The following is a 23710-nucleotide window of genomic DNA, read 5'->3' as shown; positions in this document are numbered from 1 at the left end:
CCTATATTCATTATCTACCATTATATACAAATCCTACAAAAAGGCAAGAACTATTTAAGTTATTTATTTTTTTATTAGTATTTACATAATTCTTCTTACATAAATCAAATCAGACAAATAATTAAGACTTCCTTTCGGAAGTCTTTTAACTATGTATCAACGCCAAAACTAACAACTAAGGCTTTATCTACTTTTTCCATTACTTTATCTTCTAAATGACACACTTTTTCTTTTAACCTTTTTTTGTCTATAGTTCTTATTTGTTCTAGCAATACAACTGAATCTTTCACTAAATCATATTTTTGGGCTTCAATTTCAACATGAGTTGGAAGCTTAGCTTTATTTATTTGCGATGTTATTGCTGAACATATAACTGTTGGACTATACTTATTTCCTACATCATTTTGAACGATAAGAACTGGACGTATGCCACCTTGCTCAGAACCAATCACTGGTCTTAAATCTGCATAAAATACATCCCCACGTTTTACTACCACATTACTCACTCTCCGCTAAATCTTGCTGAACTTCTTAACCTCACCTTCAAATAACAACACATTCTATTATACTTTCATCACTCTGTGCATTTTTGTATTTCAGATTTATGTAAAAGTTCAACTCCTATTTTCTTATATTACCATTATCACCAAAAATATTATTTATATACAATATTAAGGTATTTTTTATTATTTAATGGAATAAGATTAATTCGCGGAGTATCTCAATCAAAATAATCAATAGAAGACACATACTTATTATTTTTATAATACACTCTAGGTATTCTTTTACCTAACTGACAAACAACTTCATAATTAATTGTACCTTTAATATTGGCTATATCATCTGCTGTAATCTCATTATGCCCTTGTTTACCAATTAAAACCACTTCATCTAGTACTTTCACATTAGGAATATCTGTGATATCAACCATAAATTGATCCATACATATTCTTCCTACTATATTAGCATATTTACCACCAATCAAAACTTTACCTTTTGATGATAATAATCTGTCATAACCATCACCATAACCAACAGGAATAGTTGCAATTATGGATTTTCTTTCAGTTATATATGTTCCACCATAACCAATAGGTGTACCTTCCTTTACTTCTTTTATATGTATTATATAGCTAATTAGTGATAGAACTGGTTCTAATTTCACATTTTCTTTATTTACATAATCTGAAGGATATAATCCATATAGAGATATACCAAGCCTTACTAAATCCTTATGGGTACCTTCGACATCAATTATACCAGCACTATTAGCAACATGTTTAGTTGGTATATCAATACCAGTATTCTCAAGTTCATCAATAAAATGATCAAATTTATCTAGTTGATTATTAGTAAAATCTTTATCTGTTTCATCAGCCTTTGATAAATGTGTATAAATTCCTTCAACTATTATATTAGGTAAATCATATATACTTTTAATTATACTAATGGATTCATCATTAGGTAAAAAACCAATTCTATTCATTCCAGTATCAAGTTTTATATGTATATTCATTTTCTTGTTATTCTGACAAGCTATGTCTGATATTTTTTTAGCTGCATCCAAATTATAAATAGTCTGAATCAAATCATATTCAACTAATTTATCAGCCATATCTTCTGGCGTATATCCGAAAATCAATATTTTTTTGTCAATCCCATTTTTTCTAAGGCTAATTGCTTCTTCTATAGTAGCAACAGCAAATCTTTCTATGCCTAGTTCAACTAATTCTTTTGAAATAGGAACTGCACCATGGCCATAACCATCCGCCTTGACAATAGGCATTAATGTAGTGTTCGATGATATTCTTTTCCTGACATTAGTAACATTATGTATTATTGCATCCAAATCAATGCGGGCATATACTCTTTCGTATTTTTTCATACTTTCCTCCATATATAAACATTATAATTTGCATTTAATATTATTAATACCACATAAACATAACTATTATACTACTTATTATAATTATTAACCAGTATTCTTCACACCCACTTAATAAAATTAACTTTGATAGTATTATAGACTAAAAACTAATAATAGTACACCTATAATTATTTATAAAGGAAAATATGTTTATATAAGAAAATAATAAAAGCTAGGATAGTATTATACTTTCCTAACTTATTATATATATTATATTATTATTCACTAAGACTTGATTTAATTACATAAGGTATGCTATCAATTATATCATTTGCCAATAAACCATGCTCTCCAACACTTTCTTTAGCTCTATCACCAGCTTTACTGTGAATATAAGTTCCTAGTATAGCAGCATCAAAAACATCAAGTCCTTGACCTAATAAAGAAACGATGATACCTGTCAATACATCACCTGAACCAGCCGTTGCCATACCAGGATTACCATAGATATTAATATTTGTCATCCCATTAGGTGAAGATATTACTGTTCTAGCACTTTTCAAGACACATATAACTTTATGCTGCTTACTAAAAACTTGAGCCACTTCTACCGTATTATTTGAAATTCTCTCGATATCCATATTGGTTAATCTAGACATCTCACCTAGATGTGGGGTAACTATTATGTTACCTTTCTTGTTTTTCAGAACGTGTATGTCTTTTGATAATGCATTTATTCCATCTGCATCAATAACTATATTTTTATTGAAATTATTGATAACCACTTCAAGTATTTCTTTTGTGATACTATCATTTCCAAGACCTGGTCCAATTGCAATAGTGTCCGCCCATAACAACATCTCCAGTAATTTACTCTTATCTTCAAAAGATAGATTATCATCATCTCTGTTATAAGTCTCAATAATAGCCTCAGGAAGACTTGATGTAATGATACTCGATACTGATTCTTCGATAAATGTTTTAACCAATCCTGCTCCTGTTCTATATGCAGCACTAGACGTTAGAACAGCGGCACCTGTCATCTTCTTGGTTCCCGCAATAATCAATACTTTACCATAAGTCCCTTTATGAGACATCTTAACCCTATTAGGCATAAAATGTTTCGCCAAATTATCATCCATTATTGATGTATTTGATTTTATTCTCTCAACCGACACATATGGGATACCTATATCTCCAACTACCAGTTCACCTACATTACTCGCACCAGGATATAATAACAGCCCTAATTTTGGCAAACAGAACGTTACTGTTTTATCAGCATCAACAGCAATGCCTAAGACATGTCCGTCATCTGCATTTATACCAGAAGGTATATCAACAGCTATTTTATAAGCATTGGTATGATTTATCGCATCAATGGCTTCATAATATCTATCTGTAACTTCTCTGGATAAACCAGTTCCGAAAATAGCATCATAGATAACATCACAACCATTTACTAAAGTCACGAAATCATTCATCTCTTCTTGGCTATTATATTCATGTATATCAATATTAAGCTTCTTGGCAACATCATAATTTATCTTGGCATCACCTTTTATTTTATTAGAATCACCTATTACAGCTATTGATACATTTATATGGTTACAGCTCAATATTCTTCCAATCGCAAGTCCATCCCCACCATTATTGCCTATACCACAACAGATAACAACTTTTCTACTTTCCCTTATGGTACTTATAGTTTCACTGACAACAGACATAGCAGCATTTTCCATTAACACAATACCTGGAATACCTAGTTCTTGTATTGTATATCTATCGATTTCTCTCATTTCACTACTACTGACAACTTTCATACTATGACATCTCCTTTTTCTTATCTACTCACCTAAGGCTGTAGCAATAACATATTCCTTAGAATGAGATATAGAAACATGTATTCTGGAAATATTAAGCTTTTCAGCTAGACTTCTAGCATTATTATATAGAATCACATAAGGTTTACCCATATCATCACGTAGAACTTCAATATCCGCAAGAGAAAAATCAACAAATCCTGTACCAAGAACTTTTGAAACAGCTTCTTTCGTAGCAAAATTACCAGCTATCGTCTCAGGTCTAAGATTTCTATCTTCAAACAATCTGTTTTCATTCAATGTAAAGTATTTTTCTAGGAATCTTTCATTTTGGATAGCTTTTTCTATTCTGCTTATCTCTATGATATCGTTACCAATCCCTTTTATCATTTACTTCCTCCCAGATATTTCTTATCATATAATTCAATGATTTCATACCCGACTAAATCATGCATATAAGAATATAATCTATCATATTCTTCCTTAGCTTCTGTTTTTCTTACTGCCTTTTCTTTTAATTCTTCCCTAACTTTGTTAATCCATTCTTGTAATTCATCCAGTTCATTTTTAGTATTGAACATACGCATATAACAATCCTGCATAGTATATTCCAATAATTCTTTATTAGTGATTTGAATCTCTTTTGGTAGGGTTTCCATTCTCTCTTCCATTTTATCTAATTTAACTTTAATATCACTAATGTACTTTTTACTTTTTTTCATTTCATTTATAGCAGTATCGTCTTCATCTTCTATGGCTTCTTTCATATTATCAACAATATCTACCATCATCTTCTTTTTGAGTAAAGAATATTCTTTTAGATCATTAGTCAATTGACCTTGTTCACCAACTAATTTATTGAGTTTTTTTTCTAGATCTGATATTTTTTTTGATTTTCTGTTATTACAAAATAGCTCATGCCATCTATTATCCAAAGTTAATATATGGACTTTTTTTTCTATATTTATTGGTTTCTCAATCTTCTGTTTAGAAAAAAACATATATTCACGTCCTCATTATTTATATGTAGTAAAATAATATCTACTTAACTTGTCTTATTAGTTAAAATATAAAGATAGTAGTGTTAAATAAAAATCAACCTATACTAATTATATCGTAACAAATCATTATATTCTATAGCACAATATAATTAAAAGGTACCCAAAATATGAGTACCTAATACCTCTAAGAATAGTTATAAATCTACAAAAATAACAAGTTTTTATATTGTTTCTTTTATATTGTATGAAAGGGTCATCAAACTATCTAATAGATGAACATTTTCTACAACAACATTTTTATTAGTTAATTTTAAGTCTATGGGAGCAAAATTCCATATACCTTTTATTCCGTAATTAACTAAATCATTAGCAACCTTAGGTGCTTTTTGTTTAGGTAGAGTAAGAATCGCTAAATCAATCCTATTCACTTTAATAAATTCTTCTAACTCATCTAGATCTTTAATCTCAATACCCCTTACAGTAATACCAACAAGTCTTGGATTCACATCAAAAAGTCCTTTGACTTCAAAACCTCTTTTATCAAAATTAGTATAGTTAGCAAGTGCTTGACCTAAATTACCCGCTCCAACAATAATCGTGTTGTATTTATTTTCTAAACCAAGTATTTTACCTATAGCGTTGTATAGATATTCAACATTGTAACCATAGCCTTGTTGCCCAAAGCCGCCAAAATTATTTAAATCTTGTCTTATCTGTGAAGCTGTTACACCCATTCTATGGCTTAATTCTTTAGAGGAAATTCTTACAACATCATTTTCCAATAAGTCTCCTAAGTATCTGTAGTATTTTGGTAATCTTTTGATTACCGCTGTTGATATTTTCTTTTGTATCATATAATCAATCCCCAATCCTTTGATACTATTTTGGAACTTTTATAAAAATAATTATATATGTTTGTTAAATCTATGTCAAATAATGAATTACTGTTTTTCCCATATTGTTTATAGGTTATTACAATAAATATTATCTACCCAACCATTGTATTTAGTAGATATTCACACAACATTCACTATATGTCTATTGCATACAATAGTTTTTCTGTAGATTATCATATATTATTTTATATTTAGAAGCTTTTTATAGTAGATATGACTTATAAAATATTTTAATGTCCTTAAATTTATACATCTTTCCTATATCTAGTATAAAAGCTCTAAAATAGTTAATTATAAGAGTTCCTTACCTAAATAGTTATTAATAGCATCTTTAGTTTTTTTTGTATAGTTTGCATCAGTATATAAAATTCTTTGAATTGTCCTTTGAGATAAATTAGCTTCTTTGGCGAGATCTTTAATGGTTATCTTATTTTCAACCATAAAATTACCTAGCTCTTTCCTTTTTATCTCATCTTTTTTGTATTGCCTGTTATAAAAATATGTTGTATTAACTTTTGAACTAATCTGACCTAATTTTCTTTTACGTTGATAATCAAGGCATTTTTCACACTGTTTAACACCTCTAATAAGTGATTCTTGCGATAAAGGCTTCCCACATCTTATACACTGCTTTCTCTCCACACGAGCTTTTCTCAATTTCTTCATATAACCTGCATTACGACTCAAGTCATCATCCCCTTTAGAAAAGTTCTTTTATCATATATATGTTGTCCAAAAGAATTTTATTCTTATGTAAATAAAATAAACTAGTAAGATAAAATAAACTAAACTTTTATTATCATCTATATACTAACCAAAATAACGTAATATTAACCTATAAACTTTTCAAAACCAATGATTAATGGTATCATAGTATGGTAATTTTATTATTTATAGGAGGTAACTATGATTTTATCATGTAAAAATATATGCAAAGCATTTGTAACGAACACAGTACTAGATAATATAAGTTTTTGGTTAGAAAAAGGAGATAAAGCTGCTATAGTAGGTATTAACGGAGCTGGTAAATCAACACTATTTAAAATTATAACAAATGAACTAGAAGCAGATTCAGGACAAGTTATAATTAACAGCATGACTAAACTTGGGTATCTATCACAAAATAGTTCTTTATCTTCAGAAAAAACCATATACGATGAAATGCTCCTTACATGCAAAGATATCATTGATATGGAAAACACCCTAAGAGATTTAGAAATCAAAATGTCTCAGCTTAGTCATGATAGTGAAGCCATGGATTCATTAATGAAATCATATTCTAATCTTCAGCATACATTTGAAATCAATAACGGATATAGCTATAAAAGTAATATAAAGGGTGTCTTGAAAGGACTTGGTTTTTGCGAAGAAGACTTTTCTGCTAACATATCCACTTTATCAGGTGGACAAAAAACAAGAGTAGCTCTTGCAAAAATACTTCTCGAAAAACCTGATATATTACTTTTAGATGAACCGACTAACCATTTGGATATTAAAGCATGTGAATGGCTGGAAGGCTTTTTGTGCAATTATCAAGGTACAGTTATAATTATTTCTCATGACCGTTATTTTCTAGATAAAATAGTAAATAAAGTGATTGAGATAGAAAATACTCACTCACAAATATATAACGGTAATTACAGTTTCTATATAAAACATAAGTCAATAAATGAAGATATACAAACCAAACATTATATAGAGCAACAAAAAGAAATTAGAAGGCAACAAGAAGTTATCCGTGAACTTAGGTCTCATGGTAGAGACAAACTCATAAAACGAGCTCAAAGTCGCGAAAAACAGCTTCAAAAAATTAACATGATCGATAAACCATCATATGTAAATGATAGTATGCATCTTAAATTATCACCTAGAACAATTAGCGGAAACGACGTCCTTACTGCAACAGATATATCAAAGTCCTTTGATAACAAGCATCTTTTTTCGAATCTCGTTTTTCAGATCAAAAGAGGTGAAAAAGTTGCGCTGATTGGAGATAACGGTACAGGAAAAACAACTTTGTTCCGTATAATATCTCATCAACTAAAACAAGATACTGGTGATATATCCTTAGGAGCTAAAGTACAAATTGGTTATTATGATCAAGAACATGCTACCCTAAATCAAAATAATACTTTGATTGAAGAAATTTCAGATGCATATCCTAATATGACTTCCGGACACATACGTAATACACTAGCAGCATTTTTATTTACAGGTGAAGATGTATTCAAAAGAATATCAAGTTTGAGCGGAGGAGAAAAAGGAAGATTGATTCTCGCTAAACTCATGCTATCAAATGCTAACTTTTTATTATTGGATGAGCCTACTAATCATCTTGATATAATATCTAAAGAAATTCTTGAATCAGCTATAAATAATTATACAGGTACAGTTCTTTTTATATCTCATGACCGTTATTTTATAAACAAAATAGCCACAAGAGTACTGGAACTAACTCCAGATAAAATAAATAACTTCTTGGGTAACTATAATTATGTAACAGAAAAAAAACAAGAGGAAGAAAAACAACGTTTATTAGAATTAGAAAACAGCATCAATAGCAAAAACAATAATAAGCAAATAGATACTAATATTAATAGCTCAACAAAAAAAGATTGGTTAAAAAGCAAAGACCAACAAGCTAACAAACGTAAACTTGATAACCAAATCAAAAAAATCGAATCCGAAATACATGAGCTGGAAAAAATCATAAACTCCATCGATGATCAATTATGCTTAGAAGAAGTTTATACCAATGCAGAAAAAGCTACTAAACTTCTTGAAGAAAAAACAAATCATAATACTCAATTGGAAAGTTTATATGAAAAATGGGAGGAATTACTTGTAGAGTAATTCTCCCTTTTATATTATTTTCCAATTATATCCATTAATTTGTGATCTACAACATTTTTCAAAGTATTTTTTACATGTAGATTTGTCAATTCTTCTACTTTATTTTCGTCTCCTGTTTTTATAGCCTCTACAATCGCTTTATGTTCTTCAACTGACTTTTTAGCTCTTTCCTCAGAAGAAATAGAAGCTCTTCTTATTCTCTGAACATAATGATGGAAATCCGATAATACATGTTTTAGTATTTTACTATGTGAAGCTTGGTATAAAGCTTCATGAAATTTAGTATCCAATTCATAAAGCTGATCTAAATGTCCCTTCTTGTAATGAAATTCAGATAAATATACAATTTCTTCTAATGATTCTAGTTGTTCTTCATTTATGTTAGTAGTAGCCCATCTAGCAGATAACCCTTCAATTAAAGACCTTATTTCATAGATATCCTGTATATCTTTAGCATCAATACCAGAAACCACTGCACCTTTATTAGGTATAATAGTTACTAATCCCTCTAGTTCTAATTGTCTTATCGCTTCTCTAACAGGAGTTCTACTAACTCCTAATTCTCTAGATATCTGTGTTTCCTTTAAAGGTTCATTATTCTTATATCTACCCTTTAATATATCTTCTCGTATTTTGTTAAAAACTCTACCTCTTAAAGAGTATTTATCAGTTACTTCTTCGTGAAGATTATACTCGCTCACTGGTGTGCCTCCTCTTATTTATAGGATACACTTATTAATATAAACTAAATATTAATTGTGCATGCTATATATATTACAATATTTCTCTATTAAATAATATTACAATAATTAATTTATGTAAAGTATTAATAAAAATTGGTATGCAACATATATATTATACACATAATCTATAATTTTTCAATTGTTTTCATTAAATAATTTGTAAATTCTTCATTAGTTGCTCCTGTATCTCTTCCAGTAATAACATATTCTTTCTCTGTATTACATATTTCAAGAGCCTTATATAACTTTTCTGCTTTTTCTGGATATCCAATATGATTAAGTAACATTCCACTTGCTCTTATGATACTAGATGGATCTGCATAGATATCCCTACCTTCTTCTACCATTCTAGGTGCTGAACCATGAATAGCTTCAAACATAGAATATTTCTTACCTATATTAGAACTTCCTGCTGTACCAACTCCACCTTGGAATTCAGCAGCTTCATCAGTCAAGATATCTCCATATAGATTAGGTAGAATCATTACTTGGAATTGTGTTCTTCTCTTTTCATCCACTAATTTAGCAGTCATTATATCAATATACCAGTCATCAACTTCAATTCCTTCATATTCTTTACCTATTTCTTTACATATTTCTAAAAATTTACCATCAGTTGTTTTAACTACGTTAGCTTTAGTTACAATAGTAACCCTCTTCTTATCATTTTTCTTAGCAAATTCAAAAGCTGCTCTAGCGATACGCTCTGCTCCACCAGTAGTAATTACTTTAAAATCTATTGCGATATCATCATCAACATTAAATCCATTACTACCTAGAACATAGGCACCTTCTGTATTTTCTCTGAAGAAAGTCCAATCAATACCTTTTTCAGGTACTTTAACAGGACGAACATTAGCGAATAGGTCAAGTTCTTTCCTCATTGCAACATTAGCACTTTCAATATTAGGCCATTTATCTCCTTTTCTTGGAGTAGTAGTTGGTCCTTTTAAAATTACATGACATTGCTTTAATTCTTTTAGAACATCATCAGGTATAGCTTTATTGGCCTTAGCTCTATTCTCAATAGTAAGACCATCAATCATTTTAAAAGTTACTTTATTATTCTTAACTTCATCTTGTAATAAATATTTCAATACTCTATGTGCCTGATCAGTTATAGCTGGTCCGATTCCATCTCCACCTACAACACCAATAACTATTGTATCAAGTTCGTCATACTTAACAAAATCGCCTTGTTCTTTCATCATTTTCACTCTAGCTTTTTGCTCTTTTATGAGTTGTTCAAATTTGCTTATATAATCCATGATTAACATTCCTCTCTTATGGTTTGTTTTATACACATGTTACATGTTTTTAATGAAATTGATCTTACCACCTGCAAGAATCATTTTCAATTCTTTATCTGATAATTCTATATTCATTTCATAATCAAGTTTTTTGGATTCATTATGAACAATGATTTTTCCTGATTTTACTTGATCGATTACATTTTCCATTTTCAATTCATCATTAAGACTTATTGTATCATAATCATTAATATCTGCAAAAGTTAGTGGAAGAATACCTGAATTAATTAAATTAGCTTTGTGTATTCTTGCAAAACTCTTAGCAAGTACAGCTTTTATACCTAGATACAAAGGAACTAATGCTGCATGTTCTCTACTTGAACCTTGTCCGTAATTATCTCCACCAACAATCATTCCTCCACCATTAGCTTTTGCTCTAGCAGGAAATTCTTCATCACATGGTGTTAAGCAATAATTTGCTAAATGAGGTATATTTGATCTGAAAGGCAATAATTTTGCATTAGAAGGCATAATATGATCAGTTGTAATATTATCTTCAACTATTATCAATGCTTTTCCTTCTACGTTATCTTTCAGTTCTTCGTTAAGTGGAAAAGGCTTGATATTAGGTCCTTTTACGACTTCTACCTTACTTCCATCTTCTGCAGGAGGAACCACCATATTGTCATTTATATAAAATTTATCTGGCATAGTAACATCTATATCAGTAGTACAAGTCATAGGATCAGTCAATTCACCAGCTAAAGCACTTACAGCTGCTGTTTCAGGGCTAAGTAAATATGCTCCTGCTGAAACTGTTCCACAACGTCCTTTGAAGTTTCTATTAAATGTTCTTAATGTAACAGCCTCTGTTGCAGGTGCTTGACCCATACCGATACATGGTCCACAACCTGACTCTAGGATTCTGGCTCCTGCCGCTATCATATCTGCCAATGCACCGTTTTGTGCCAACATGTTAAGCACTTGTTTAGAACCTGGTGCAATTACTAAACTTACATTAGGGTTAACTGTTTTACCTTTTAATATCTTAGATACTTTCATCATATCAAGATATGAGCTGTTAGTACAACTTCCGATACATACCTGATCAACTTTCAATCCTGCTATATTAGCTACTTTTTCAACATTATCTGGACTATGAGGCATAGCTAAAAGAGGTTCTAATTCATTTAAATCAATATTTATAGTTTCATCATAAACAGCATCACTGTCAGCTTTTAATTCTTTCCATAGTTCATCTCTATCTTGTGCTTTTAGGAACGAATGTGTTACTTCATCACTTTGAAAAATTGAAGTGGTAGCACCTAATTCTGCACCCATATTAGTTATAGTCGCTCTTTCTGGAACACTAAGTGTACTGACACCATCTCCAGTATATTCTATAACTTTACCTACTCCACCTTTTACAGTCATTATTCTAAGTACTTCAAGGATTATATCCTTAGCTGTAACAAATGGTCTTAGATTACCTGTCAATTTAACATTAACTACTTTTGGCATTGTAATATAATATGTTCCGCCTCCCATAGCTACTGCTACATCAAGACCACCTGCCCCTATAGCAAGCATACCGATTCCTCCACCAGTCGGTGTATGACTGTCAGAACCTAATAAAGTCTCACCTGGTACACCAAATCTTTCTAAATGTACTTGGTGACATATACCATTACCTGGACGTGAAAAATATACACCGTGCTTGTGCGCTACAGTTTGTATGTACTTATGGTCATCTGCATTCTCAAATCCCTGTTGGAGCATATTATGATCAATATATGCAACAGATCTTTTTGTCTTCACCTTATCAATTTCCATTGCTTCCAGTTGTAGATATGCCATAGTACCAGTAGAATCTTGCGTTAATGTCTGATCTATTTTTATACCTATTTCATTACCTGAAATCATTTCACCTTCAAGTAGATGATCTTTAATAATTTTTTGAGTTAAATTCAAACCCATCGCTGTTCCTCCTTGATAATTATTTAAGTAACTTTACTATATATGCATAAAATTTTATATATATTCAATTATGGTATAATTGTATACGATTGTACTTGGAATGTCAATAGTTTCATAGGCATAAAGCAACTAATACTAATGCTTTAGTCTTATATATAGACTCCTAATATTTAATTGGTATATATTTCTATCTAATATAGTATGTAAATGAATAAATAACCTATTTAATACATAATTATTGTAATAGGAAATGAAAGAAGTATCAAACCATTGAAAGGATAATTTATATGATAGAAAGTATTAATACTTACTACTCATTAAAAGATATTTCAGCCCCATTTATGACTAATTATAAAAAGGAACAAAATGATGATGATATATTTCTGCTTATATTGTTAATCCTTATTTTTGATAATGATGATAACCCCAACATGGATATGGAATTTTTGAACGATTGTATGAAAATGTTTTTTAATTGACTTTATTTTGATTAAGAATATTATAATATATACTAATGTAAATTCAACTCACTATCAAATTTTCCTAATAAGATTTACTTACTAAAATATATACAAACACACATTTATACCCTTCTTCATAAACTATATTAAACTTACGTTAAACTGAGGAATATGTAAGAAAATATATATTCAAGAAGGAGGACTATTATGCAATCTAATAATATGTTACTATTACTTTTACTATTAATGTGTGGTGACGGAAACGGAAATGGCTCAATTATGGATAATAATATGATGCTATATATGTTGATGTCAATGCTTATGGGCGGCAACGGAATGGGTGGCACCTGTGGCGGAGGTACTTGCGGTGGCGGTACTTGTAACTACTAATCCTATTCTATCCCCCTTAATAGAAATAGACCTTGTCCTAAATAATACAATTTAGGACTTTTTTTATTTAAATATAAAAATTCTACTATCTATTTTCCTTGAAATTTTTTATGAGGCATAGCCTCTTTTGTTCTCTTATAGGAAAGTCCTACTTTTTAAGCATATGAAATAGGTTCTTGAAGGGATTATTGTTTGTTTTACTCAAACCGATACTTTGCAAGTAGCCAAGTAAAACAAACAATATCCTCTTCCTTATTGTAATAATTTTTTTACATCTATCAGTCCCCAACCCTGATGTGCCTGTGAGAATCCAAGATCTATAGCAGAATCTTTTAATTTTAGTTTTACATCTTTTCCGGTTAGTTCAGGATGTCTAGATAAAAGTAATGCAATACAACCACTGACGATAGGTGTTGCCATAGAAGTACCACTTTTCTTCGTATAACCGATATCGTTGTTAGGATAATATTTATCTTTTGGTGTATATTCTTTATCCGTACTACATGCAATTATATTTGACCCTGGCGCTACGATATCAGGTTTTTTTATGCATTCTTTGGTAGGTCCTCTTCCTGAATAATCTGATATCAAGTCTTCCATTATCTTAACTGTTTCTGCATCATCGGAAGAACCTACTGTAATGACTTTTCTACTGATTCCAGGAGTTGTTATCGTTCCTTCTTCTGGCCCATTATTGCCAGCAGCAGTAACAATAATCAATCCACTATCCCAAGCTGCATTAACTCCTCTTACTAGAGCAGATTTTTCTCCTTCTATATCTTTCATCCCAACTGATAAATTAATTATTCTAATATTAAATCTTTTCCTATTATCCAAAATCCATTGTATACCAGCTAAAACATCAGATATATTGCCTGAACCTTTTTTATTTAATACTTTTACACCTATTATATTGCTCTCTACGGCTATCCCTTTATATTTACCATTACTTTCATAACCATCTCCACTGATGATTCCAGCTACATGTGTGCCATGTCCATTATCATCATAAGGGAATTCTTTATTGTTTACAAAATCTTTAAATCCCACTATCTTATTTTTAGTTTTAGTTAAATCTTGATGAGGATAAACACCTGTATCAACAACCGCAATTCCGATTCCTTTACCAGATACTCCTCTAACATCTGCCCATGTCGTATTAACTGTTTCCCTAGCTACATCCATTTGTGCAGTTATCAGCGCATCATGTTCTACAGCTTCCACACCTTTAATGCCGTTTAGTTTTCCAACATATTTTTCTGGAAGTTCTAAAACATATGAATTGATCATTGGTAATCTATATTTCACTCTTCCTAATTTCTTCAATTCATTTTCATATTTATCATCCTTACTGCAATTAACGATTACCTGAATATTCTTGATTGCTTTATTATGATTATCTTTATCCTCAATTACACTAATGTCAGTATTTCTATCCTCTTTCTTTATACTACTTTTATTATTTGTATAATTATGTTTTCCTTTTATTGCTCTTTGATATAATATAGGTAAAAGGAATAATGCTATATTTTTCATATTCCACCTGTTCAAATTTGAATTAATATATTTTATTCGAATCAATACAACTATATGATTTATTTATTAACTTTACTTAAATCATTCATAGAAAACAAGCCCTTTGACATAAAATATTAAGAAAGTATATATGGAGGCAAACTATGAGTGATGTAGCGCCTAACGGCTATTTAGGTGGAAACAATAATAATATGATGCTGATGATGTTATTACTTCTAATGTCCGGTAATAATAATTTTGGATGTGGTTCTGGTGGTATGGGAGGACTAGGAGATAACAACATGCTATTGATTCTACTTATGCTTATGTTATGTAACGATGGAGGATTATAGTACTTATTACTAAAAGGCTTATGTCTTAGATAAAATCAAAAAAGAAATAGAAAATTAAACTTTCCTATTTGACACAAAATAAGTGGTATGAGTACATCTCTTACCACTTTTTTCAATACCAAATATCATATTATCTTTTTGAATTTTATTAGCTCAAATTAATTATATTATTTGTTACCTAACATGAGTAAAAACAAAGCAAAAACATTCTGATTCGGGTTTTTATCTTTGCATAAGCTTTGTGAAGTTATTGAAGGTTTACATTCTTTATCTATTTCATATATTGTATTATCTTCAAAAACCAAATCTCCTTGTTGATCTATTATTTTCTTTGGTTTAACTTCCGGTATTATTTCACTATCATTCTTTTTGCTATTAACTAAAAAATTATTCAGTAACATTCTTATAGCATCGACATTATTAAATACTTCTGAAATCTTATCTATATCTTCGATTGTTTGATTATTGATAAATGGTTTTATTGCTTCAAGTAAATGTAAGCTATCTTTATAATTTTCTCTGGATTTTTCTTTATATTCATTTATAGTAAGAGAAAGATTATTCAATAATTGTTCTCTAGTGATTTTATTGATAGCCTCTTTGATACTGTTGATATAATTAGTTATATCAAATTTATTCATGGTAGTTAATGAATTATTATCCATTTATTATCTCCCATGTTTCCTTAATTTTAATATATGTAAAATATTAATTATTGGTAACAGCTCCAGAAATATTTATTGTGATTTACCAATTGAACATTAAATATAAGCTTATTTTTAAAGTTATTGTAAATTAATATCCATTACTCACATACAATATTATAGATAATAGATTTAGGAGGCTAGAAAATTTGGAACCTAATGATTATAATAATAATTTTACTAAATTAAATAAAATGCTTCAATTGATCAAGCAAAATTCTCAATCAACTAATCTTAATGAATCCCGTAATAATAATTCAGATTTTGATACTATAGTTAACAGTAATAAAATGAATATTATAAAAGCAGCTATACCATATATGAACTTGGAAAACCAAAAAAAGATAGCACTATTTGTGAAACTTATTGAATTCATTAATACTATGAATCTATATAATAATCATTCAATAAATGAAATCCCTGCATTAAATAAAACCAATATCACTAAGAGAGATATGCTTATGGCATTACGTCCAAGTTGTTCTGATAAAAATAAACAGCTAATAGATATCCTACTTAATGTTAATAATTTAAAATCAATGATGACTTCAATAAACAACAAAAAAGCTGAACTAATTGACAATAATAATATTGATGGTAACTATAGCAGTAATAATGAAGAAAACCTAAATCAAGAAGAATTAATTAAAAAATTACAACAATTAATGAAAGAGTAACTAAATACATACATTAATTTACTCATAATTTTTTTAATTATATTCTAATAATTCATATAGGAAGGGTGTATTGAATGAACGAAAGTTCTCACATTTTAAATGATGAAGCATTTAAAAATATAAGTCCACAAAAACTCAAAATCATGGTTGACATGCTTAATGATATGACTGGAAAACCTATGGAGCAAAAAGTAAGGGTTCTATTCAGCTATGGTGTAAAAATGAAACAAAACGGATTACAATTCACTAAACAAGAATCTTCATTGATAATAGACTCCATGAAAAATAATTTATCCCAATCTGACCAAAACAAACTGGATATGGTTGTTACAATGATGGATATGATGTAAATATAAATAAATAATCCATATAACCCCAGTGAATAATAATACAGGGTTATATGGATTATTAAAATCTATTTTACGACAATATTAATTATTTTATTAGGAACATATATCTCTTTTACAATATTTTTCCCGTTAAGCTTATTTTCAATAGCTTTTCTTGCTTTTTCAAGTACGCTATCTTTAGCCTCGTCAACACCAATAGTAATCGTTGCCCTTACCTTGCCATTAACTTGAACAGGCATTTCCACTTCGTCTTCTTTCATTTTATCTTCATCAAAAGTTGGCCATTCTTCAGCGAATACACTATTTTCATGTCCGATCATATGCCATAATTCTTCTGATATATGAGGTACAAAAGGAGCAAGTAAAATAATCAAATCACCTAATGTCTCTTTGTCTACTCCACCATCTTTCTTAGAAATACTAACTAATTTATTAGTATATTCCATGAAAGCACTAACTACTGTATTAAGATGGAAACTGTCAAGACGATTAGTTACTTCATATACTAATTGATGTCTAATTTTTTCAAGTTCCTTAGTAGCTTTTATATCTCTATCTTTATTTTCAACAACTAAATTCCATACTTTGTTGATATAACGATAAACACCATCAATACCTCTATCATCCCACTCTGAATCCAACTCTGGTGGTCCAACAAAAAGTTCATAAAGTCTTAAAGAATCGCAACCATATTTCTCAACTAATTCATCAGGTGAAACTACGTTGCCTTTTGACTTACTCATCTTAGCACCATTTTTACATATCATACCCTGGTTGAATAGACGCTTAAATGGTTCTTCAAAATCAACTACACCTATATCATATAAGAATTTAGTATAGAATCTTGCATATAACAAGTGAAGTACAGCATGTTCAATACCGCCTACATACATATCAACTGGTAACCATTCTTTTGCTTTTTCTTTGGAAACTAATTCTTTATCGTTATTAACGTCAACATATCTTAAGAAATACCATGATGAACCAGCCCATTGTGGCATAGTATTGGTTTCCCTCTTAGCTTTTCCACCACATACTGGACAAGTTGTGTTAACCCAGTCATCAATAGCAGCAAGTGGTGATTCTCCAGTTCCTGTAGGTTCATAAGACTCTACATTTGGAAGTGTCACTGGCAATTGATCTTCCGGTACTGGAACAGCTCCACATTTTTCACAATGTACAATAGGAATTGGTTCTCCCCAATATCTTTGTCTTGAGAATACCCAGTCTCTTAATTTGTAATTAACTGTTTTCTTTCCTATTTCATGTTCTTCTAAATAGCTAGCTATGGCTTCTTTTGATTTAGATGATTTCATACCGTTAAATACATCTGAATTAACCATAACACCTTCACCAATATAAGCTTCTTCTAATTCTTCTATTTCTTTTCCTTCTTCTGCAATAACTTGAATTATAGGTAAGTCAAATTTCTTAGCAAAAGCAAAATCCCTGTCATCATGAGCAGGAACACACATGATAGCTCCAGTACCATAATCAGCTAATACATAGTCTGAAATCCAGATTGGAATTTTAGCTCCATTTAAAGGATTGATTGCATAACTTCCTGTAAATACACCTGTTTTTTCTTTATCCTGTAATCTATCCACTGAAGATTTCATTGAAGTATCAAATACATATTTTTCAACTCGTTCCTTTTGCTCATCAGTAGCCAATTTACTTACCATCTCATGTTCAGGTGCTAGAACCATAAATGTTGATCCATAAAGAGTATCTGGTCTAGTAGTAAACACCTTGATAGTATCATCTATACTGTCAATCTTAAAATCAATTTCTGCTCCATAAGATTTACCTATCCAGTCGCTTTGCATTTTCTTGACTTTAGCAGGCCATTCAAGTTTTTGTAAATCATCAAGTAATCTTTCCGCATAAGCGGTTATCTTTAACATCCATTGACGTAAATTTTTCTTAGTTACTTCTGCTCCACATCTTTCACATTTTCCATTAATTACCTCTTCATTAGCGAGACCTGTTTTACAATCAGGACACCAATTGATAGGCATTTGTTTTTCGTAAGCTAAACCTTCTTTGAACATTTTTACAAATATCCATTGAGTCCATTTATAATAATCAGGGTCAGTAGTATTAACTTCTTTTGACCAATCATATATTGCACTGATTTCTTTTAACTGTCTCTTGAAGTTCTCTACATTATCAGCAGTCGCTTTTGATGGATGAGTTCCCATCTTGATAGCATAGTTTTCTGCTGGAAGTCCAAATGCATCCCAGCCCATTGGATGAAGCACATAATGATTTTGAAGTACCTTGTATCTACTCCATACATCACTAAGTACATATCCTCTCCAGTGTCCTACATGTAATCCACTTCCTGATGGATATGGGAACATATCTAGACAATAGTATTTCTTTTTACCTTCTTCATCTTTATTGATTGGATTATCTTTCCAAATATTACGCCATTTTGTTTCTATTTGTTTATGGTTATAAACAGCGCTCATTTAATTTTCCTCCTTTATTAACTTCTAAGAAAAGTGGTTATATTTATTTACTGCAAGAACAAAAAATCTCTATGCATTTATGCATAGAGACGATTTATATTCGCGGTACCACTCTACTTTATTCCACATGATAGTTTCCATATGAAATACTCTTAATCTTTTTAACGATAAGTAACCGTCCCAACCTACTTGATTTCAGAAGGGATACTCCAAGGCGAGTTCAATATACATTGATACTGTTTTACACCAACCAACAGCTCTCTAGATTCAATATAATACTTACTACTCCTTTTCATTGTATGTTGTATATATAATTATTCGTATCATAACATATTGGTTAAGGAAAATCAAGATTAAATATTTTAATATTTTTCATAGGTATATTTTGTATTACTACTTAACTTTCCCACCTTTAATTAAATATTCCCATCCAATCTGGACCTATATCTATTCTAGTTATCATACTTTTTTCATTAAGTTCCTCTGTATCTATCTGAATTTGCATCATATACATATTACCTAAATCAAAACATAGACATTCTCTATAATCATACTTATATATAGATTCATAATATCGACAGACTTCTATAGCATTATCACCCACCGAAAAACCATCTTTTGTAGAATATCCCTCTTTAGTTGTTCTTATCCCCATTACTCTTGATAATCTGCTGTCTATTGTTATATCCAAACCATCGTACGATATAAGATAGCCATTACCATCTTTTATAACTGCATAATCATTTCCATACTGTGAAATAACTTTTTCTTTCATATCCCCTATCTTAATATCATCAATTGTCATATCTACATCAAAAGAATCATAATCGAATTTACCTTCCACTTCATCTGATAAACCTTCAATTTTAATATAACCATATCTGTTCCATGCTACAGAACCTAAATCTTCAACTAGAGCCCATTTTTCGTTTAATGTATTAATCCCTGTTGAAATAATATTAACTTCACTTGGCTTTTCTCCTATAACATCTGAATCTGAATAAGGAAACATCATTAAGGTACAATCCCCTTCATAAGACTTTACACCTACAATAGGTTGATATTCATCTTCCCGAAAAGTTCGTTCTTCATTTTTTATATCTTCTTTATTATCTTCATCAACTGTCATATTATTTATTTGATTAATTAATTCTCTATTATCTTTTTCAAGATTAGTAATATAAGCTTCTAGGTCTTTAATTATTTCCTCCTGTGACCTTTCATTTTCATTACTATTGACACTACTACTTACATCTTGTTCTTCTTTATTATTGGGATTAGTACAGCCAGTCAGTAAAAATGTTACTATTATTATACTTAACACCTTTCTATGTTTCACTTATTTCTCTCCCTCCTATATAATTGTATTTTTTCATCATATCCTAACTGCCTTACCCCCAACATAAACTCTTTCTATATTATTATCTTTTAAATTAAATTCAACATTTATCTCTGACGGCTCATTCATAACGTATCCTTGTTCAAAAGTGAATTTATTTACTTTATTATTGTACTTGTACAAATAACAAGCTAAGGCTCCATTTGAAGTACCCGTTGCCGATTCCTCATTAATTCCATAAAGAGGGGCGAAATTCCTACAATGGGCACTATTATTATCGTATGTGTCTAAGGAAAAAGCATGTATTCCTGTTACATTGAATTCATCACTTATCTTTTTGATTAGTTCTAAATTTGGTTCTAGTGATAGCAAAATTTCCAAACTCTTTATTGGTAACATTATATCTTTTATTCCAGTAGATACTACCTGAATTGGCAATTCACATATATAATCCATCATAAAATTATTAAAACAATGTTTCATATGGTCCTTAGATATAATCTCATAAAATACAGGTTGGTTCTGTTCCATATAAACATTTTCATCATTGACCTTAACTTCCAAAACACCTGCTTTTGTTTCTTGATGATATATACCAGCTTTAATGATATTAAGTTGCTTCAATAAATTAAAAACTGCAATAGTGGCATGTCCACATAAATCGACCTCTTTAACAGGAGTAAAAAATCTGACCTTAAAATCAGCCATATCAGACTTCATTACAAAAGCTGTTTCAGAATAACCAACTTGATTCGCTATCTGCATCATACTTGCTTCATCTAAACTATCAGCATCCAAAACTACTCCTGCTTTATTCCCACCTATTTCATTTTTGGAAAATGAACTCATTTTATATATATCCATAAATCAAACCACCCCTATAAATTTATTCAATTTTCTTTATTCTAAACACATTCTAACATCTGTTTTATTATATCTCTCGAATTGACTATATCCTCAGGACTTTGAACAATCTCAAATATGATCTTCCCATCAAACTTTGATAAAGCTGTTCTAAAGATATGGTTGAAGTCAATATTTCCATCACCTATTGGCAAATGTTCGTGAACAACCTCCAGATGCCTATCAGCTATATGAAGTATTTTTGGCATTTTAATTTTCACCATATCATTAAGGTGTTGATAATCATCTATATGTGCCAAGTCCAGCAAAAATTCTACGTCTTTATTTTCATTGAAAAGTATATTTATTTCTTCAGTTTTATTAAAAATAGGGTCTAATTTACTGTTATTCTCTAAATATAATTTTATATTTTCTTTATGTAAGAGGATACTTGCTTTTTTTATTCTATCACTCAATTTGTAGATAGTTTCGTTCGTAATCTTTTCGCTTTTACAAACTGGGTGTATAATCAACTCCCTATGTCCTAAATACTTCAACATCCTAATTAATTTGGTGATATGTTCTTCTATTTCATTAATATCTAATACTGCATGAATTATAGTATTGAAATTACATTCTTTTATGACTTCTAATGGCTTAGAATCTTTATTTAGAGCTAAACCATTAGAGTCATACCACAATTGCATAATAGAAAAATCATTTTCCTTAGCAAAAGTTACTTCATCTTTATAGTCATTGAAAAATCTTGCTAAACATCCGTATTCTATCATCTCATACTCCTTTTTAACAATCTTTATATGTGTCTAGGATTTCTTTAACGCTATTATATTTTTTCTGCATAATATCCTTTGCTTCGGGACATAATTTATTCCAACTTCTATCGATTTTATCATTAACCCAATTAGCTCCATCATCAATACTTAGATTTTTCCTACAATAAGCTAATTTCAATAGTGACGGAACATGTTCTATATGAGACATTGCATCTGCACTTGCTACACAGATTGATTCCTTACTGGTATAATTGTATTTGACACTTCCCCTATGCTGGATTATGCATTCTTTAACTTTATTAATCCCATCTTCTGGATAGTCTAGTCTCGTTAATATCTTTCCTGCTTCCTCAGCACCATATATATGATGCTTATCTATAAGCTTTTTATCTTTAATACTTGCATAATCATGTAACAGAGATGCTAACTCAACAATTTCCTTATCTGCATCTAGTTTATCAGCAAGTATCATAGAAAATTCCACTACTACTTTAATATGATATCTCCAGATATCGTAACCAAATATATTTGTATCTTTTCTGCATTGATTTTCAACAATATTTGTGACTGTTTGAATTATATTACTATCCATATCTTATACTCCTGTATTAGTTTCATTTTCATACTCTAAAATAAATGATCTTCACTGTTATCAATTTTCCATATTAATTTGTCCTCTACCTTTATCTCTAACATATCCTAAGTTTTCATATAAATCTAATGCATTATTATTCTCTACATCAGTAGCTATAAAGCTTCTTACAGCACCATTATCTATCCCCCACCTGATACTATAGTCCAACAGTGACCTACCAATCCCTTGATGCTGATATTCTGGTTTAACTGCTAACAGACGAATCCATAACACAATTCCTTTTTTACTCTCAGATCCATATAAGTTAACTAATGATATTCCTACTATTTCACTGTTTGACTGAGCTACAAATATTTTAGAATTCTCTGATTGATGCCATTCACTAATTGTATTTTCATCTTCTCCATTAAATCCTCTAGATAATCCTTTACATGTTTTTGTAAGCGAACTGGCTTCTTTTGATTCTGATTGTTTCAATTCTCTAAATGAGATTTTTTTGTGAATATTATCTTGAGTTTCCAGTCTATCTCTATCGAGATTGTTGTTCCACAAATCAATATATTCGCTGGTAATTTCAAATCCTAATCCTCTCATTTGATCAATTAAAATTTCTGGTATAAATTCAATATATATTTTATTTCCTTTCATTGAAGAAAGAAATTCTGTAAATCCTTCAGTGACATGCTCCCCCACTAAACCTATAAAACGGTTTTGAGGGGGCTTCTTGGGACGTAGTAACCTAATGGTTACTATTATTACCAAGCTCTACGGGTAAGCCCTACCCTGTAATATTTTAATATTG

24 protein-coding genes and 1 other annotated feature are annotated in these 23710 nt (G+C 30.2%); of the genes, 6 read left to right on the top strand and 18 right to left on the bottom strand.

Features of this window, described 5'->3' with window-relative positions; translation table 11 throughout:
* Positions 1-149: 149 nt before the first annotated feature.
* The 7 genes from QMG30_RS20970 to QMG30_RS20940 form a co-directional block, all read right to left on the bottom strand.
* Positions 150-497 carry a type II toxin-antitoxin system PemK/MazF family toxin gene (locus QMG30_RS20970; RefSeq protein WP_281818919.1) on the bottom strand — a complete coding sequence of 116 codons (348 nt, stop codon included), beginning with the start codon at positions 495-497 and terminating at the stop codon, positions 150-152.
* A gap of 224 nt (positions 498-721) precedes the next feature.
* The gene (alr, locus tag QMG30_RS20965) at positions 722-1885 is read right to left on the bottom strand and encodes an alanine racemase (protein WP_281818917.1); all 1164 of its coding nucleotides are present in this window, start codon (positions 1883-1885) and stop codon (positions 722-724) included.
* A 260-nt stretch (positions 1886-2145) separates the two neighbouring features.
* Positions 2146-3690 (bottom strand): NAD(P)H-hydrate dehydratase, encoded by a 1545-nt coding sequence (locus tag QMG30_RS20960; protein WP_281818915.1) that lies wholly within the window; start codon positions 3688-3690, stop codon positions 2146-2148.
* A 24-nt stretch (positions 3691-3714) separates the two neighbouring features.
* Entirely contained in the window at positions 3715-4080 is a 366-nt protein-coding gene (gene acpS / locus QMG30_RS20955; RefSeq protein WP_281818912.1) for a holo-ACP synthase, read from the bottom strand.
* On the bottom strand, positions 4077-4691 hold the full coding sequence (locus QMG30_RS20950) for a coiled-coil domain-containing protein (protein WP_281818911.1): 615 nt from the start codon (positions 4689-4691) through the stop codon (positions 4077-4079). Before QMG30_RS20950 ends, acpS begins: the two co-directional genes overlap by 4 nt.
* Positions 4692-4912: 221 nt before the next feature.
* Positions 4913-5545: a redox-sensing transcriptional repressor Rex gene (locus tag QMG30_RS20945; RefSeq protein ID WP_281818909.1), complete on the bottom strand. Its 633-nt coding sequence runs from the start codon at positions 5543-5545 to the stop codon at positions 4913-4915.
* Between the two features lie 333 nt (positions 5546-5878).
* The gene (locus tag QMG30_RS20940) at positions 5879-6274 is read right to left on the bottom strand and encodes a helix-turn-helix domain-containing protein (protein ID WP_281818907.1); all 396 of its coding nucleotides are present in this window, start codon (positions 6272-6274) and stop codon (positions 5879-5881) included.
* Between the two features lie 219 nt (positions 6275-6493).
* On the opposite strand from QMG30_RS20940, the gene abc-f reads away from it, so the two are divergent.
* Complete coding sequence (gene abc-f, locus QMG30_RS20935) at positions 6494-8440, top strand: ribosomal protection-like ABC-F family protein (RefSeq protein WP_281818905.1); 1947 nt, start codon at positions 6494-6496, stop codon at positions 8438-8440.
* A 14-nt stretch (positions 8441-8454) separates the two neighbouring features.
* On the opposite strand, the gene QMG30_RS20930 is transcribed toward abc-f, so the two are convergent.
* From QMG30_RS20930 to QMG30_RS20920, 3 genes are all read right to left on the bottom strand, one after another.
* On the bottom strand, positions 8455-9141 hold the full coding sequence (locus tag QMG30_RS20930; RefSeq protein ID WP_281818903.1) for a GntR family transcriptional regulator: 687 nt from the start codon (positions 9139-9141) through the stop codon (positions 8455-8457).
* Positions 9142-9308: 167 nt separating this feature from the next.
* Positions 9309-10451 carry an isocitrate/isopropylmalate family dehydrogenase gene (locus tag QMG30_RS20925; protein WP_281818900.1) on the bottom strand — a complete coding sequence of 381 codons (1143 nt, stop codon included), beginning with the start codon at positions 10449-10451 and terminating at the stop codon, positions 9309-9311.
* Between the two features lie 39 nt (positions 10452-10490).
* Positions 10491-12410, bottom strand: coding sequence for an aconitate hydratase (locus QMG30_RS20920; RefSeq protein WP_281818897.1), 1920 nt, complete (start codon positions 12408-12410; stop codon positions 10491-10493).
* Between the two features lie 287 nt (positions 12411-12697).
* Here QMG30_RS20920 and QMG30_RS20915 point away from each other — a divergent pair, with 287 nt between their 5' ends.
* Positions 12698-12889: a hypothetical protein gene (locus QMG30_RS20915; protein ID WP_281818896.1), complete on the top strand. Its 192-nt coding sequence runs from the start codon at positions 12698-12700 to the stop codon at positions 12887-12889.
* A 189-nt stretch (positions 12890-13078) separates the two neighbouring features.
* On the top strand, positions 13079-13261 hold the full coding sequence (locus QMG30_RS20910; protein WP_281818894.1) for a hypothetical protein: 183 nt from the start codon (positions 13079-13081) through the stop codon (positions 13259-13261).
* A 252-nt stretch (positions 13262-13513) separates the two neighbouring features.
* On the opposite strand, the gene QMG30_RS20905 is transcribed toward QMG30_RS20910, so the two are convergent.
* Complete coding sequence (locus QMG30_RS20905) at positions 13514-14446, bottom strand: S8 family peptidase (protein ID WP_281819020.1); 933 nt, start codon at positions 14444-14446, stop codon at positions 13514-13516.
* A gap of 494 nt (positions 14447-14940) precedes the next feature.
* Between QMG30_RS20905 and QMG30_RS20900 the strand changes: the two genes are divergently transcribed.
* Positions 14941-15129, top strand: a complete 189-nt coding sequence (locus tag QMG30_RS20900; protein ID WP_281818892.1) for a hypothetical protein — start codon at positions 14941-14943, stop codon at positions 15127-15129.
* 167 nt (positions 15130-15296) lie between these two features.
* On the opposite strand, the gene QMG30_RS20895 is transcribed toward QMG30_RS20900, so the two are convergent.
* Entirely contained in the window at positions 15297-15794 is a 498-nt protein-coding gene (locus tag QMG30_RS20895) for a hypothetical protein (protein ID WP_281818890.1), read from the bottom strand.
* A gap of 188 nt (positions 15795-15982) precedes the next feature.
* Here QMG30_RS20895 and QMG30_RS20890 point away from each other — a divergent pair, with 188 nt between their 5' ends.
* Positions 15983-16510 carry a hypothetical protein gene (locus QMG30_RS20890; RefSeq protein WP_281818888.1) on the top strand — a complete coding sequence of 176 codons (528 nt, stop codon included), beginning with the start codon at positions 15983-15985 and terminating at the stop codon, positions 16508-16510.
* Positions 16511-16584: 74 nt separating this feature from the next.
* Positions 16585-16860 carry a hypothetical protein gene (locus QMG30_RS20885; protein ID WP_281818886.1) on the top strand — a complete coding sequence of 92 codons (276 nt, stop codon included), beginning with the start codon at positions 16585-16587 and terminating at the stop codon, positions 16858-16860.
* 65 nt (positions 16861-16925) lie between these two features.
* Here the strand turns inward: QMG30_RS20885 and leuS are convergent, their stop codons facing one another.
* The 6 genes from leuS to QMG30_RS20855 all read right to left on the bottom strand — a co-directional run bounded on the left by leuS (position 16926) and on the right by QMG30_RS20855 (position 23556).
* Entirely contained in the window at positions 16926-19337 is a 2412-nt protein-coding gene (leuS, locus tag QMG30_RS20880) for a leucine--tRNA ligase (RefSeq protein WP_281818884.1), read from the bottom strand.
* A gap of 82 nt (positions 19338-19419) precedes the next feature.
* Positions 19420-19642: a binding site (T-box leader), on the bottom strand.
* A gap of 107 nt (positions 19643-19749) precedes the next feature.
* On the bottom strand, positions 19750-20676 hold the full coding sequence (locus tag QMG30_RS20875; RefSeq protein WP_281818883.1) for a hypothetical protein: 927 nt from the start codon (positions 20674-20676) through the stop codon (positions 19750-19752).
* A 36-nt stretch (positions 20677-20712) separates the two neighbouring features.
* Positions 20713-21540: a PhzF family phenazine biosynthesis protein gene (locus QMG30_RS20870; RefSeq protein ID WP_281818881.1), complete on the bottom strand. Its 828-nt coding sequence runs from the start codon at positions 21538-21540 to the stop codon at positions 20713-20715.
* A gap of 41 nt (positions 21541-21581) precedes the next feature.
* Positions 21582-22310 carry a sugar phosphate isomerase/epimerase family protein gene (locus tag QMG30_RS20865; RefSeq protein ID WP_281818879.1) on the bottom strand — a complete coding sequence of 243 codons (729 nt, stop codon included), beginning with the start codon at positions 22308-22310 and terminating at the stop codon, positions 21582-21584.
* Positions 22311-22323: 13 nt separating this feature from the next.
* Positions 22324-22905: an HD domain-containing protein gene (locus QMG30_RS20860; protein ID WP_281818877.1), complete on the bottom strand. Its 582-nt coding sequence runs from the start codon at positions 22903-22905 to the stop codon at positions 22324-22326.
* Positions 22906-22965: 60 nt separating this feature from the next.
* On the bottom strand, positions 22966-23556 hold the full coding sequence (locus tag QMG30_RS20855; protein ID WP_281818875.1) for a GNAT family N-acetyltransferase: 591 nt from the start codon (positions 23554-23556) through the stop codon (positions 22966-22968).
* Positions 23557-23710 lie beyond the last annotated feature (154 nt).

Origin of the sequence: Vallitalea longa (assembly GCF_027923465.1) — a bacterium.
Taxonomy (GTDB): domain Bacteria; phylum Bacillota; class Clostridia; order Lachnospirales; family Vallitaleaceae; genus Vallitalea; species Vallitalea longa.
This window is presented reverse-complemented; position numbering and strand designations above follow the sequence as displayed.

Coding starts and splice junctions, on each gene's coding strand:
- alr (WP_281818917.1), bottom strand. CDS start 1,885: ATGAAAAAATACGAAAGAGTATATGCCCGCATTGATTTGGATGCAATA.
- QMG30_RS20960 (WP_281818915.1), bottom strand. CDS start 3,690: ATGAAAGTTGTCAGTAGTAGTGAAATGAGAGAAATCGATAGATATACA.
- acpS (WP_281818912.1), bottom strand. CDS start 4,080: ATGATAAAAGGGATTGGTAACGATATCATAGAGATAAGCAGAATAGAA.
- QMG30_RS20950 (WP_281818911.1), bottom strand. CDS start 4,691: ATGTTTTTTTCTAAACAGAAGATTGAGAAACCAATAAATATAGAAAAA.
- QMG30_RS20945 (WP_281818909.1), bottom strand. CDS start 5,545: ATGATACAAAAGAAAATATCAACAGCGGTAATCAAAAGATTACCAAAA.
- abc-f (WP_281818905.1), top strand. CDS start 6,494: ATGATTTTATCATGTAAAAATATATGCAAAGCATTTGTAACGAACACA.
- QMG30_RS20925 (WP_281818900.1), bottom strand. CDS start 10,451: ATGGATTATATAAGCAAATTTGAACAACTCATAAAAGAGCAAAAAGCT.
- QMG30_RS20920 (WP_281818897.1), bottom strand. CDS start 12,410: ATGGGTTTGAATTTAACTCAAAAAATTATTAAAGATCATCTACTTGAA.
- QMG30_RS20915 (WP_281818896.1), top strand. CDS start 12,698: ATGATAGAAAGTATTAATACTTACTACTCATTAAAAGATATTTCAGCC.
- QMG30_RS20910 (WP_281818894.1), top strand. CDS start 13,079: ATGCAATCTAATAATATGTTACTATTACTTTTACTATTAATGTGTGGT.
- QMG30_RS20905 (WP_281819020.1), bottom strand. CDS start 14,446: ATGGATGTAGCTAGGGAAACAGTTAATACGACATGGGCAGATGTTAGA.
- QMG30_RS20900 (WP_281818892.1), top strand. CDS start 14,941: ATGAGTGATGTAGCGCCTAACGGCTATTTAGGTGGAAACAATAATAAT.
- QMG30_RS20895 (WP_281818890.1), bottom strand. CDS start 15,794: ATGGATAATAATTCATTAACTACCATGAATAAATTTGATATAACTAAT.
- QMG30_RS20885 (WP_281818886.1), top strand. CDS start 16,585: ATGAACGAAAGTTCTCACATTTTAAATGATGAAGCATTTAAAAATATA.
- leuS (WP_281818884.1), bottom strand. CDS start 19,337: ATGAGCGCTGTTTATAACCATAAACAAATAGAAACAAAATGGCGTAAT.
- QMG30_RS20870 (WP_281818881.1), bottom strand. CDS start 21,540: ATGGATATATATAAAATGAGTTCATTTTCCAAAAATGAAATAGGTGGG.
- QMG30_RS20865 (WP_281818879.1), bottom strand. CDS start 22,310: ATGATAGAATACGGATGTTTAGCAAGATTTTTCAATGACTATAAAGAT.
- QMG30_RS20860 (WP_281818877.1), bottom strand. CDS start 22,905: ATGGATAGTAATATAATTCAAACAGTCACAAATATTGTTGAAAATCAA.
- QMG30_RS20855 (WP_281818875.1), bottom strand. CDS start 23,556: ATGAAAGGAAATAAAATATATATTGAATTTATACCAGAAATTTTAATT.